The 12838-nt window shown below is 70.0% G+C and carries 8 protein-coding genes; 5 read left to right on the forward strand and 3 right to left on the reverse strand.

The features are described 5' to 3' along the window. Nucleotides 1-16: 16 nt before the first annotated feature. Both FKO37_RS32055 and FKO37_RS32060 read right to left on the reverse strand, forming a co-directional pair. Nucleotides 17-1261: a serine hydrolase gene (locus tag FKO37_RS32055; RefSeq protein WP_238606948.1), complete on the reverse strand. Its 1245-nt coding sequence runs from the start codon at nt 1259-1261 to the stop codon at nt 17-19. Between the two features lie 978 nt (nt 1262-2239). Further along, nucleotides 2240-3460 (reverse strand): MFS transporter, encoded by a 1221-nt coding sequence (locus FKO37_RS32060; RefSeq protein WP_238606949.1) that lies wholly within the window; start codon nt 3458-3460, stop codon nt 2240-2242. 538 nt (nt 3461-3998) lie between these two features. Here FKO37_RS32060 and FKO37_RS32065 point away from each other — a divergent pair. The 3 genes from FKO37_RS32065 to FKO37_RS32075 all read left to right on the forward strand — a co-directional run bounded on the left by FKO37_RS32065 (nt 3999) and on the right by FKO37_RS32075 (nt 9573). Beyond that, complete coding sequence (locus FKO37_RS32065) at nt 3999-5411, forward strand: FAD-dependent monooxygenase (RefSeq protein WP_238606950.1); 1413 nt, start codon at nt 3999-4001, stop codon at nt 5409-5411. A gap of 775 nt (nt 5412-6186) precedes the next feature. Beyond that, nucleotides 6187-7227, forward strand: coding sequence for a metalloregulator ArsR/SmtB family transcription factor (locus FKO37_RS47430; protein ID WP_308196556.1), 1041 nt, complete (start codon nt 6187-6189; stop codon nt 7225-7227). Between the two features lie 81 nt (nt 7228-7308). Further along, nucleotides 7309-9573: a protein kinase gene (locus FKO37_RS32075; RefSeq protein ID WP_238606951.1), complete on the forward strand. Its 2265-nt coding sequence runs from the start codon at nt 7309-7311 to the stop codon at nt 9571-9573. A 19-nt stretch (nt 9574-9592) separates the two neighbouring features. Here the strand turns inward: FKO37_RS32075 and FKO37_RS32080 are convergent, their stop codons facing one another. Then, nucleotides 9593-10588, reverse strand: coding sequence for an amidohydrolase family protein (locus FKO37_RS32080; RefSeq protein ID WP_238606952.1), 996 nt, complete (start codon nt 10586-10588; stop codon nt 9593-9595). Between the two features lie 106 nt (nt 10589-10694). Here FKO37_RS32080 and FKO37_RS32085 point away from each other — a divergent pair, with 106 nt between their 5' ends. Together FKO37_RS32085 and FKO37_RS32090 are read left to right on the forward strand one after the other, a co-directional pair. Continuing rightward, nucleotides 10695-11606 carry a LysR family transcriptional regulator gene (locus FKO37_RS32085; protein ID WP_238606953.1) on the forward strand — a complete coding sequence of 304 codons (912 nt, stop codon included), beginning with the start codon at nt 10695-10697 and terminating at the stop codon, nt 11604-11606. 170 nt (nt 11607-11776) lie between these two features. Beyond that, the gene (locus FKO37_RS32090; RefSeq protein ID WP_238606954.1) at nt 11777-12676 is read left to right on the forward strand and encodes an aminoglycoside phosphotransferase family protein; all 900 of its coding nucleotides are present in this window, start codon (nt 11777-11779) and stop codon (nt 12674-12676) included. The last annotated feature ends 162 nt before the right edge of the window (nt 12677-12838 follow it).

Consider the following 12838-nt stretch of genomic DNA (forward strand, 5'->3'; position numbering starts at 1 on the left):
AGTCAGGAGGGCGGCCTCAGCACCGCCGCGCGAGCCGGCCGCCGATTTCTACGGCGGTTGCCGCGCCGGGGTCGCCGCGGAACCGTCCGCACGGGGTGGCTCGGCCGGTCGCCGGGTCGCGGACGGTGAAGCTGCCGTCGGCGTACCGGGTCAGTTCGGGGAAGACGTCGCCGTCCACGTCGAGGCACGCGCCGCCGTCGGCGGTCGGCCGGATCGTGTATCCGAGGGCTCCGTTGCGATACGTGCCGAAATCGCCGTCCGGCAGCGGAATCGGGCAGGATTCCGCGCTCTGGAGGCGATGCGGCGGAAGGCCGAGGTCCGGCAGTTCCCCGGCCAGGTCGTGCCAGAGGTCGGTGCCGCCCGCGCCGTTGGCAGTCAGCGCGAGCACGCAGGCCCCGGCCTGGTCGATCCGCAGGTGGCACGAGGTGCCGTCGGCCGTGCCGTCGTGGCCGAGCCAGCGGAACTCCTCGTCGCCGAAACACGCCAGCCCCAGTCCCCAGCCGTCGGCGAGGCCGAACGGTTCCGCGACGGGCACCGGCCGGTGCAGGTCGCTCGCGGTGACGACGTCGAGCAAGCCCGGTTTGCCGAGGTGGACCCGCCCGAGCGCGACCAGGTCGCGGGCGCTCAGCGCGAGCGCGCCCGCCGGGTCGAGCATCGGCGGCAGCACCTGTTCGAGCGGACGCTCGCCGTCGCGCGCGTGCCCGGTCGCGACGCCCGGGCTGTCGACGTAGACCGGCTCGATCTCCAACGGCCGCAACAGAATCGACTCGACCGCCTCGCGCCAGCCCATCCCGGTGACCTCTTCGATCAGCAGGCCGACGAGCGCGTAGCCGAGGTTGGAATAGGAGAACGCGGCGCCCGGCTCGCAGACGAACTCCGCGGCCCGCACCTCTTTCCGGCAGGACCCGTCCGCGTCGGCCGGGTCCGAGGGCAGCCCGCTGGTGTGGCTCAGCAGCCTGAGCAAGGTCAGCTCGGCGGACAGCGAGGGGTCGCCGAGGATCTCGCCGACCGGCTGGTCCAGCTCGAGATCGCCGTCGGAGACGAGCATCATCGCCAGCGTCGCGGTCGCCACCTTGGTGATCGAACCGATCGGCACCCGCGAGTCCGCCCGCATCGGCCTGCCGCCGCCCGCCGAACCGGTCTGGACCATGACGGTCTCGCCGCCGGACCACACCGCGACCTGCGCGCCCGGCACCCGATGCCGGGCGGCCAGCCGCGGGAGCACTGCGGCCAGCCGGCCCGCATCGCCGGCGCCAGGCACCGGGCGCGGTCTCGGGACAGCGAATCTTTCTTTCCGGGAGTGCATGACCAAGCCTTTCGAATACTCGTAGGAGCCGCCCGGGGAATTGCCCCCCGCCCGCGCGGCACTAGCCCCAGCAGAGCGCGGCCGTCCTCAAGACCGGACCCGCGCCGGAATCCATACCCTGCCTAGCGCGGTTGCGCTCCAGCAACCGCCAAACGAAGGACTGCGGCATACGCCGGTTCGCACCCAGCGTCACACATTGCCGAGAGCATTCTAAAATATGAACAACGGACTCACACCTCAGGGCGACACACAGATAAGCGGACGGTCCGCCTTCGCATTCGGCCGACCTCCCGGCCGCACCCGGAACCGTTTCCGACTGCTCCGACCAGCGTAAACCCGCAATTCTCCCGGCCACCCCGGCAATGATCGAAACCACCGAAGTAGTGCCAACGGACGCTGCCGTTGCCCCGACCGCAGCAACATCACCGCCGCGAGCGGGAGTTCAGCCGCTTCCCGGAAAACGATCACCTTCCGCCTTCCCTTAAACGCTTCCGAACAGCTAGCGGGACAAGTCGATCAGCAAGAATCGGCGATTCGCTCCGCTAAACCTCACCCGATCACCGGAAAATTCCGCCGACTCCCCTCCGCGCGGAATTCACCGCCCTCCCCGCACGACCACACGAATGGCGCGCGACGGCAGTAGCCCTTACTCCCGGGTAACTCGCCGCACTTCCCGTTTTTCCGGCTCGGGACCGCCACAGTCGATTCCGACACGAGCACCTCCGCCCGCACAGTCGCCCCCGCCGCCGGAAACGTTGCACCTTCTCCGCGACCAATAACCGAACAGCGGAACCCGCTTCCCGCTATCGGCAAGCTGTCAATAAGATGCATATTCCGTAGCGTTTCCGACCGCACAGATCGGTAAAAGGGAACCATCAGGCCGATTGCCCACGAATTGACTATCGCCTACTGTCCACTCAGGACAGACGGGCCTCACTCCGCGGGCTTCCCGCCGCGCATCGCCGAAAGAAGCACCGGCAGCGCCACGACCAGTGCGATCCCCCGCACGGCACCGGCCACCGGATACGCCGCCCGGATGCCGAGCACGTCCGCGACCAGCCCGCCGGCCAGCGATCCCAGCGGCATCAAACCCCAGCCCAGCATCCGGTAGACGCTGTGCACGCGCCCGCGCAGTTCCCGCGGCACCGCCTGCTGGCGCAGGCTGACCGTGACCACGCTCCAGAGCGTCGTCGCAAACCCGTTGAAACCCAGCAAAGCCCCGAGAACGACCGCATTCGGACTGGCGCCGATGAGCACGAAGATCACGATGTTGGCGATCAAGGCGGTCAGCAACGCTTGCAGCGCCCCGATTCTCGCCACGACCCGCGCGTTGACCATCCCGCCGAGCACACTGCCCGCCGCGGCCCCCGCGAGCAGCACGCCGTAACCGCGCTCGCTGACGTGCAAAGTCTGGGTCGCGAGCAGCACGACCGTCACATTGCCAAGCTGGTAGCAGAACGTGTTCACCGCCAGCAGCCCGGCCAACGTCCGCAGCAACCGGTGCCGCCCGAGCCACCGCACCCCCTCCACCACCGCGACCCGGACCGGTGGCTGCACCTCGCGCGGCGCCGGACGGCGAGGCAAAGTCGCCAACAACGCGGCAGACCCCGCGAACGACACCGCGTCCAGGCCGAACGGCAACGCCTCCGCCCCCGCGAACAGCAGACTCCCGATCGGCGGCCCGACGAACAACTGCCCCGCGTTGGCGACCGCGTACTGACTGCCGTTCGCCCGGTGCAACTGCGCCTCGGACACCAGGTCCGGCAGCACTGCGAGCGACGCGTTGGCGAACACGACCTCGCACGCACTGAGCCCGAACCCCATGGCCGCGAGCCCCGCGATGTCGATCCGCCCCAGCCCGATCAGCACGGCGACCACCGCGACGATCACCGCTTGAAGCGCCTGCGACCGCCAGAGGAGACTGACTCGGTCGCGCCGATCCACGAGCGCCCCCGCGGGCAAGGAGAGCAGCAGCCAGGGAAGGTAGGTCGCGGCCGAGACGACCGAGACCTGCACCGGATCGCGCGTGAGCGTGACCGTCAGCAGCGGAACGGCCGCGGAGAAGATCCCGTCGCCCACGTTGTCCACCGCCGAGGCCCACCACAACCGCCAATACGCGGCGGGGAGCTTGGCTTTCGGGTCGCTTGGCTTCATGCCCGCGAGGGTTCCTGAGTCGAACATGTGTTCGCCATCATGTAGGCTGGAGCTACATCGACGATGGCTGGAACCTCTTCGTATTTCGCTTGCCGCAAGATCCGGGGTGCCGCAGACTGGCGCGGCCGATGCCAAGTCCTGCGCGAATCCCGACTCAGCCCGACGCGTCCTTACCTGGACGTGCCTGCCGTCGTGGGGTCGCGATGCCGGGAGGTGCGACGGTCGCGATCGCTGCGGTTGAACGGGCGGTCGAGCGCGCGGTTGTTGGACGCACCGCAGGCAGCCACACACCGGCCGAGCGGACCCCAGCCAGGCACACTCCCATCAGACGCGCCGCTGGCAACCGCGCAAACTGCGGCAAGGCGCGCGCCAGCCAAGGCCCCGCTGAGCGAACTGCGGCTACGCGGCCACGGGCCAAGCGGGCCACGGCCGCGTGCATCCCAGCTCAACGGGCATCAGCAGAGCGCCGTGCAACTGACCGACCGGCGACTGTTCCCATCTCATCGAACCGCACGCCACCTGAACGAACGGATGCTTCATGATCGACGCAATCATCGCCGGCTGCGGTCCCACCGGCGCGACGCTCGCCGCCGAGCTGCGGTTGCACGGCGTGCGGGTTCTCTTGCTGGAGAAGGAAACCGAGCCGGTCCCGCTGGCCCGGATCGTCAGCCTGCACATCCGCAGCCTCGAGCAACTCGCGATGCGCGGGCTGCTGGAGCGGCTCCTGCCGCACGGACGGCGACGTCCGGTCGGAGGCATCTTCGCTGGCATCCCCGCACCCCCGCCCGCGGACCTCGACACCGCGTATCTGCTGGGCATCCCCCAACCGGTCGTCGTCCGGGAGCTCGAGGAACACGCCATCGAACTGGGCGCGGAGGTCCGGCACGGCTGCGCGATCGCCGGGTTCGAGCAGGACGAGGACGGAGTGACCGTCGAACTGGCTGACGGCGAACAGCTGCGAGCGAAGTACCTCGTCGGCTGCGACGGCGCGCGCAGCACCGTGCGCAAACTCCTCGGCGTCGGCTTCCCGGGCGAACCCTCGCGGACCGAAACCCTGATGGGCGAAATGCCCGCGTCCGCGCCGCCGGAGGAAATCGCCGCCAAGGTGGCCGAGATCCGGCAGGCCAACAAGCGGTTCATGCTGGGGCCGGTCGAGGAAGGCGTCTACCGCGTCGTGGTACCTGCCGCCGGGCTCAGCTCCGAACCGCCCGTTCTCGAAGACTTCCAAGAACAACTGCGCGCCCTCGCCGGCACCGATTTCGGCGTGCACTCCCCGCGCTGGCTGTCCCGCTTCGGTGACGCCACCCGGCTAGCCGACCGGTACCGCGTCGGCCGGGTGCTGCTGGCGGGCGACGCCGCGCACATCCACCCGCCCACCGGCGGCCAAGGCCTCAACCTGGGCGTGCAGGACGCGTTCAACCTCGGCTGGAAGCTGGCCGCCCAGATCCGCGGCTCGGCCCCCGACTCCCTGCTCGACACCTACCAGGCCGAACGCCATCCGGTCGCCGCGGACGTCCTCGACAACACCCGCGCCCAGATGGAACTGTCGTCGGCCGAAGCAGGACCGCGGGCTGTGCGCCGACTGCTCGCCGAACTGATGGACATCGACGAGGTCAACCGCCGCCTGATCGGGAAAATCACCGCGATCGACCTCCGCTACGACTTCGGCGAAGGCCCCGACCTGCTCGGCCGCCGTCTCCCCGACCTCGACCTGAAGCAAAGCCGCCTCTACGACCGCCTCCGCCAGGGCCGCGGCCTGGTGCTGGACCGCACCGAACGACTGACCGTCGACGGCTGGGCAGACCGGGTCGACCTCCTCGCCGACCCCGCCGCCGCCCTGGACGCCCCGGCCGTCCTGCTCCGGCCCGACGGTTATATCGCCTGGATCGGCGAGGACCAGCAGGAGCTGAACCGCCAGCTCGCCCGCTGGTTCGGCCGGAGTGCTGCATAACAGAGGAGTAGCCGGAACCAGCGGGAACCGGGCTCCCATCCCGCTGGTTCGGCGAGTTCGCCCCTGGGCAGCTGCACTGCCGCATAAACCGACGAGAAGCAGCAAGATCCTCGACCACCCGGGGCGCTGGAAGGGGGAACCGGGCACCCCACCCCGCCGGTTCGCGAATCCGCTGTTCCCCTTGGCAACCGCACTGCCGCGCCCCGCTCGGACCGGTGAGAAGCCGCACGCCCTCAACCACCGCTGAAAGACCGGCAGCCCAGACCGGCGAAGGCGAGACCTCAACGACCTGGCCGCTGAAAGCCACCCGGACCAGCAAAGGCGAGTCCTTAACCGCCGCACCCGCTGAAACCACCCCTGGCCAGGGAAGGCAAGGCTGCAGCCTCGCACGATGAAAGACCACGCCTGAACCGGCGGAGCCGACACCGAAACCACCTCGCCCGCAGAAAGACCACCCCCGGACCAGAGAAGGCAAGGCCTCAGCCGCCCGCTCTAAAACGCACCCCCTCGCCCAGCGAAGGCACGACCTCAGCCTCACACGACGAAAGACCACGCCTGGACCGGCGAAGACAAGACCACAACCGCCGCGCCCACAGAAAACCACCCCCGATCCAGCGAAGGCACGACCCCAGCCTCACACGACGAAAGACCACGCCTGGACCGGCGAAGACAAGACCTCAGCCGCCCGCCCCCAAGCGCAGCCCCTGGACCAGCGAAGGCCAAACCCCGCCCGCCGGTCCCCCGGACAGCCCGCCCTCTGCCGCATAATCGCGACGTGCCGCTCACCCTCGATCTGAGCACCGGAGACCTCGCGGGCACCAGGCTCGCTGTCTCGCCGCTGTCCGAAACTGTCTCCGGCCTGCAGACCCTCGCCGGGTGCTGGGGCCGGGCGCGGCACGAACACTGGACCCGCTGGGCCGCCGCAGAGCTCGCCGCGCGGCCGCTGGACCTCCGGCTGACCTGGCCGTTGCTGGTCACCGGCCGGGCCAGTTGGCCGCAGTTCCTCCTGCCCGCCCCGGCGCGCGCGGCTAGCACGATCGACGAGGCGCTCGCCGCGATGTGCCGGACCACCCCGGGCGAGGTCCGGCGAAGTCTGCACGGCGTCTTCGGCGATCGCCTGCCAGGCCCGGCCCAGGCGCTCGCCGACGACCCTGCGGCCGGGTTGCGGGCCATCGCTGCCGAACTGCGTCAGGCGCACGACCGCCTGATCGCACCGCACTGGGGCCGGTTGCGCGCGGTCCTCGACGCCGACATCGCCTACCGCGCCAAACAATGGGCCGACGGCGGCGCGGGCCGTCTGTTCACCGACCTGCACGCCAGGCTGAACTGGCACGACGGCCGCCTCGTCCTCGACGGCGACAACCGTCCTTCGCCCGGACGCCCCGTCGGCGGGCTGGTCCTCTCCCCCGTCGTGCTCGGGCCGCCGTGGGTGATGATCAAACTGCACACCACCACCCAGACCACGATCCGCTACCCGGCGCGAGGCAGCGGTGCACTGTGGACAGCCGACGAGCGCCGTCCTGCCGGGCACGCGGTCCGCCTTCTGGGCCGGCGTCGCGCCGAACTGCTGGAGGCCCTGCGCTCCCCCGCCACGACCACCGACCTCGCCGAAGCCTTGCACGTGTCGCCGAGCGCGGTTTCGCAGCACCTCCGGGTCCTGCGCGACAACGGCCTGGTCACCGGGCAGCGGTCCGGTCGCACGGTCCGCTACCGCACCACCGAGCAAGGAATCCACCTCCTGAGCCCCGGTTCGCCGACACATCAGCACCCCGAGGCGCGTCCAGTTTCGGATCCCACGACCGAGGCACAAATGTGACAACTCCACTCCGGATGCCACATCTCCGGAGTACGATCTCGCCGACCGCGACCAGCCTCGCGGAGAGGGGAAGCGGCGGGGATGAGCGACTGGCGGGTGCCCGGGTTCACTGAGGTCGACGTGCTCGGCGTGGGCGGCTTCGGCCGCGTCGTGCTGGCCAAGCACCAGGAATCCGGCCGGATGGTGGCGATCAAATACCTCCTCGCGGAGTATCTCGCCGACCCGGACATCGCGGCCGGGTTCCGGCGCGAGGCGTGGTTGCTGTCCGGCGTCCGCAGCCCGCACGTCGTGCAGTTGTTCGATTTCGTCGAAACACCGCAGGGCGCCGCGCTGGTGATGGAGGCCGTGCCCGGCGTGTCCCTGCGCGCGCTTCTGGCGACGGAGAACGTCCTCGAACCGGAATCCGCGCTGGCCATCCTCAAGGGCTCCCTGCTCGGACTCGCCGACGCGCACGCCGCCGGGGTTGTCCACCGCGACTACAAACCGGGAAACGTGCTGGTGTCGCAAGAAGGCCAGTCGAAACTGGTCGACTTTGGACTGGCTACTTTGGACGGACACAATGGACTGACCGCCGGGTCGCCGTCGTACATGGCACCCGAGCAGTGGGCCGGACAGCCGGGCCAGCCCGCCACCGACGTGTACGCCGCCACTTGCGTGTTCTACCAATGCATCACCGGACACCAGCCGTTCGAGGCGACCACCACGGACGAACTGCGCTCGCTGCACCAGATGGCGCCGGTGCCGCTGGACGCGGTACCCGAGAAACTCCGGCCGCTGATCGCGCGCGGCATGGCCAAGGACCCGGCGTGGCGACCGTCCACAGCGGACGCTTTCGTGTCCGAATTGGAAACCATCGCCCGCAAGGCGTACGGAAAGAACTGGGAGAAGCGCGGCTGGAAGCGCCTGGCCGCCGCGTCCGCCGCCCTGACCGCGCTCACCCCACTGGCCCTCCTGACCGCCGCGGGCACCGCCGCCGCGCCGATCGGAGCGGGCGCCGGCGCGGTCGCGGCCGGGGCCGGGGTGCCGACCGCCACTGGCACCGGAGCCGGGGCGACCGCGGTGATCGTCGGCAAGGTCGTCGCGGTGCTGGTGGTCGTCAGCGCACTGGTCACCGGCGGAATCCTGGTCTTCAACCGCCAGGACGACCCGCCCGCGCCCGCGGCGCTCACCGTCGCGATGCAGACCGATTCCGGCCGCGACCAAGCGCTCCCGATCACCTACGACCTCCAGTATCCGCAGGTGTCCGGCGGACCGGACGCCGCGGTGCGGAAACGCGTCAACGACGCTTTGCGCGCCCCGATCGACAAACGGCTGAAGGCCATCCGCGACGCACGCGCCAATCCGGACTGGCGGCAGCAGTTCACCGACACCGGGGACACGCCCGCGGCGCACACGACCGCGCAGATCCTGCTGCAGACGCCGAGCCTGCTTTCCGTTCGCTACGACCACGGTCTCGATTCGAATGTCCTCTCCCACACGACCTGGCGTTTCCCGGAAACCGTGAACGTCGACCTCGCCACCGGGAACCCGCTCGGCCCCCAGGACATGTTCCGGCCCGAAGCGCTGACCGCGGCCGGGATGAAAACGCTGACCGACCGCATCGACCCGCACACCCAGGCCGGTTTTTGCCGGGAGCCGACCGTCGGCTACGACGAAGGCCGGAAAACCACCGTCGACGCGGCGGACCGGGTTCCCGGCCGCGGGCACGTGCCCGCGCCGCCGATCGGATTCACCAAGACCGGGGTCCAGTTCGAAATGGTGTGGTACGAACTGGGATGCATCATGGCGGCCGGAAAAGAAACGGTCGTCCTCCCCTATTCCGAGATCAGCGACCTGCTGCAACCGAAATTCCTGACAATGCTGGGCGTCGGAGCGACTTCCCCGGCGCCCTCGACGCCGTCTTCGTCCGCCCCGGCGGCCAGCACCACCTACACCAACCCCAGGTTCGGCTTCACCACACGCGTTCCCCGGGGATATACTGCGGCACCGTACAGCCCGGAAAACGGCGACGGAATGACGTTCGCCAACAAGCCACTCCACGCGACCATGACCGTCTGGGGCACCAACTCAGGCGGCCGCACTGTCGCCGCCGCGCTGGCCGACGCGGCCGCCGAGACGGAAGCACAGTCCGGCCGGGTGACCTACCGCAAGGACGAAGGCGACCACTACTCGATTTCCGGCTATCAAAGCGACGGAATGATCTTCTACGAGATAGGTTTCTCCGGCCCCGGGTCGACGGCGACACTGCGCTGGGTCTATCCGCGCGAGCACAAAACCGAACTCGACGCGCCGGTGAGCACTACCGCGGAGGCCTTCCGTCCGGGAGACCTCTCCCAGCCGCACTGACCCTCGGCCGCGAAAGGAATCAGCCGAGACCGAGCAGCGCGTCGGCATTTCCGTGGGCGATCTTTTCCTGATCCTCATGGGAAAGATGCGATTCGGTCAGGAACGACACGGTGCCCTCGTTGCCGAGCATCGGGAAATCGACGGAATGGAGGATCCGGTCGGTGCCGACTGTGTCCGCGCAGTACCGGAGCTGGGCCTGGCTGAACATGCCGCTCGGGGTGATGAACACGTTGTCCCGGAAGTACTCGCGGAAGGTCCGGTCGAGCTTGGTCATCCGCCGGGGCATGCTCTCGTCCAGCCGGTCGAGGTAGAACGGGACGAATTCGCCCCAGTGGCCGAGGATGAACTGCAGCCCCGGATAACGGTCGAGGACCCCGGTCAGCACCAGGTGCAGGAAGTGCGCGGCGGTTTCCTGATGCCACCCCCACGCGGGGAGCCGGAGCGCCGCCGACACCGCGGGCGAGAGCCCTCCGGCGTAGCTGGCCTCGCTGACCGCCACCGGCGGCGGGGCCGGGTGCAGGTAGATCGGCACGGACAGGTCGCTGGCGGCGCGCAGAATGGGATCGAAGCGCGGCTCGTCCAGGAATTCGTCGTCGGTGCGCCCCATGATCATCGTGCCGACGAAGCCCAGTTCACCGACGCACCGGCGCAATTCGTCCGCCGCGGCGGCGGGGACGGCCGTCGGCAGGGTGGCGAACGCGGCGAACCGGCCGGGAAACGCCGCGACCGCTTCGGCCATGGTGTCATTGGCCGCGGCGGTCAATTCCGGTGCGACGTCCGCCGGAAGGAAAGTGTTGACCAGCGAGAGAACCTGCGTGGTGATGCCGTGCCGGTCCATGTCGGCGATCCGGGCGGCGCCCAGATCCGCCAGAAGTTCGGGATGCCGCGGGTACGGCATCCCGGTGTCCGGGTCGAACGCCGCGGCGTAGCCGGGCACGTGGTTCAGCAGATTCGGCATGCCGGCGGCGGTCACCGCCGGGTCGGTCCAGTGTTCTTCGAGCGTGACAATCCGCATCGCTGCCCCTGTTCGTCGGTCTGTCCCTCCACGATGGCCCCGAGCGAGCGATAAGCTCAAACACTTGTTTCTGATTCACTGATCAGTCCGGCTGATAGGAGATGGGATGGAACTGCGGCACCTGCGCTATTTCGTCGCGGTGGCCGAGGAGGGCGGGTTCAGCGCGGCCGCGCGCACCCTGCACGTCGTCCAGCCCACGCTGAGCATGCAGATCCGGGACCTGGAGCACGAACTCGGCGGGCCGTTGTTCGAGCGCACCGGACGGCGGCCCCGGCTCACCCCGGCCGGCCAGGCGTTCCTGATCGAAGCGCGGCAGGTGCTCGCCCAGGCCGGACGCGCACAGGACGCGGCGCGGTCCGCCCTGCGCGGGGAGACCGGGAGCGTCCGGATCGGCGTGGCGGGCGCCGTGGTGTTCGGCGGGCTCCTGGCCGGTCTGATCCGCGAGTTCCACGAGGCACGTCCGCTGGTCCGGATCGAGCTGCGGGAGGCGGGGCCGCAGGTTCAGCGCACCGCGATCCTCGCCGGCGAACTGGACGTCGGGTTCAGCGCGCTCCCGGCTCCGCCCGGCGAACCGCGGCTGGCCTCGACTCCGGCCAGCTCGGTGTCGTTTCTGGTCGCGCTGCCCGCGGGGCACCGCCTCGCCCGGCACCGGACGCTGACCGTCGAGCAGCTCGCCGGGGAGGAACACATCGAGTACATCATCGGCGACGGCGACCTCGCGCCGCCGTGGCCGCGTCGGCGCGAGGCGGACCCGCCGTCCCGTTTTCGCGCCGACAGCACGCTGAGCGTGCTGGCACTGATCGCCGCGAAGGTGGGCATCGCGGTGGTCCCGGCGGGCGTGGAACGGGCCGCGGTTCCGGAAGTCGTGTACCGGCCGCTGGCCGAACCCGGCCGCGCGACCGACTTCCACCTGCTGCACCGCAGCACCGAACCGGCGCCGGCGGTGGCCGCTTTCGTCAACGCCTGCCGTCAGCCGTCGGCGCTCCGGCCGGGGCTTCCGGGCCGGGCGGACCCGTGAGTCAACCGGTTGGCTCGGGCGCGCGATGCGGCTCCGCGTGCGCCGAGGGAAACCCTTGAGGGGCAAGCCTTTCCTGATGTCTCGGGCGCGAAATACAGTGGACGGACACCGGACGGCGTGGTCTGATCGAGGCGAACGTCCCGGGCGTGCGGGGCACCTGACCGAGAGACTTGCCTTTGCCCGCAACGCACTCCGCCGACGAAACCTTGGTCAAGCGCCTCCTGATTGCGCAACTGCCCGAACTGGCCGCCCTCCCGCTGTCGCGGCTCGACCCGGCCGGTTCGGACAACGTCCTCTACCGGCTCGGGGACGAGTTGTCCGTGCGCCTGCCGCGCGGCGAGTGGGCGGCGGGGCAGCCGGAGAAGGAATCCCGGTGGCTCCCCCGGCTCGCGCCGCACCTGCCGCTGGCGATCCCCGAGCCGGTCGCGCTCGGGGCGCCGGGCGAAGGCTATCCGTGGCACTGGTCGGTGTCCCGCTGGCTGCCGGGCTCGCCCCCGGACATCGGCGGGCTCGCCTGCCCGGCCCGGATCGCGACCGAACTGGCGCGGTTCGTCGCGGCGCTCCACCGGATCCCCGCCGATCCCTCGCTCGCCGCCGGACCGCACAACGGGTTCATCGGCGCACCGCTCGCCCGCCGGGACGCCGAGACGCGCGCCGCGATCGCCGGGACCGCCGACGTCTTCGACCGCGCCGCACTGACCGCGGTCTGGGACGCCGCGCTCGCCGCACCGCCGTGGCCGCACCCGCCGGTGTGGGTGCACGGCGACCTGCACCCGGGCAATCTCCTGCTGGCGGACGGACAGATCAGCGCCGTCCTCGACTTCGGCGGACTAGGCGTCGGCGATCCGGCTTGCGACGCGCTGATCGCATGGACACTCCTCCCGCCTTCGGCTCGGGAGATCTTTCGCGCGGAGTCGGGCCTCGACGAGGACAGCTGGACGCGCGGGCGCGGATACGCGTTGAGCACCGGACTCAACGCGTACACCGCTTATGCGGCAACGAATCCCCGCGTGGCCGCGAGCACGAAATACCAGATCACGGCGACGCTGGCGGACTTCCAGCGTGCCTGATTCCGCACCCCAGCTCGCCAATATCCGACAAATCCGGCACCCGCTGTTGCTCCATTCGGATGATCGACAACTTTCTCGCCCGGCATCCGCCCCCTGTCGCACCTAGCCTCGACGGACCCGGCGGCCGCAGACTGTCCCGCGTCAGCGAGGCCCGGCTCCGCG

It is taken from the genome of Amycolatopsis sp. Poz14 (assembly GCF_006704225.1).
Taxonomy (GTDB): domain Bacteria; phylum Actinomycetota; class Actinomycetes; order Mycobacteriales; family Pseudonocardiaceae; genus Amycolatopsis; species Amycolatopsis nivea.

Bases quoted from the DNA above. Each gene is read 5' to 3' on its own strand.
- FKO37_RS32060 (WP_238606949.1), bottom strand. From the start codon at position 3,460: ATGAAGCCAAGCGACCCGAAAGCCAAGCTCCCCGCCGCGTATTGGCGG.
- FKO37_RS32065 (WP_238606950.1), top strand. From the start codon at position 3,999: ATGATCGACGCAATCATCGCCGGCTGCGGTCCCACCGGCGCGACGCTC.
- FKO37_RS32075 (WP_238606951.1), top strand. From the start codon at position 7,309: ATGAGCGACTGGCGGGTGCCCGGGTTCACTGAGGTCGACGTGCTCGGC.
- FKO37_RS32080 (WP_238606952.1), bottom strand. From the start codon at position 10,588: ATGCGGATTGTCACGCTCGAAGAACACTGGACCGACCCGGCGGTGACC.
- FKO37_RS32085 (WP_238606953.1), top strand. From the start codon at position 10,695: ATGGAACTGCGGCACCTGCGCTATTTCGTCGCGGTGGCCGAGGAGGGC.